The sequence below is a fragment of the Escherichia sp. AM3 genome (assembly GCF_032029835.1).
GTDB classification, from domain to species: domain Bacteria; phylum Pseudomonadota; class Gammaproteobacteria; order Enterobacterales; family Enterobacteriaceae; genus Escherichia; species Escherichia coli.
In genome coordinates this window covers 1-241 of the sequence record NZ_JAVUPQ010001261.1, presented here as the reverse complement: position 1 = coordinate 241, position 241 = coordinate 1, and the positions used below count along the sequence as shown (strand labels likewise).

Annotated in this window: 1 pseudogene; it reads left to right on the top strand. The window is 48.5% G+C overall.

The window, feature by feature from the left end:
• Positions 1-57: 57 nt before the first annotated feature.
• A pseudogene (locus RTW80_RS30575) lies at positions 58-241 on the top strand (chitinase); the annotation flags it as partial.

Genomic DNA, 241 nt, shown 5'->3' with positions numbered 1-241 from the left:
GAGTAATACCTAAGCCGGGATATTAACATTTAATTTGAAATAAACAGGAAAACTGAAATGAACAAAAGGACGTTACTGAGTGTACTCATTTCGGGAGCCTGCGTGGCGCCATTCATGGCCCAGGCTGCGAATCTGAAGGAGACCAGCAGTGAGCCGTACACCATCAAAGCCAGCGATCTGGCGAAGAAAGAGAAGGAACTGACGGACTTCCCGCTGATGGCTTCGGTGAAAGAGACCATCC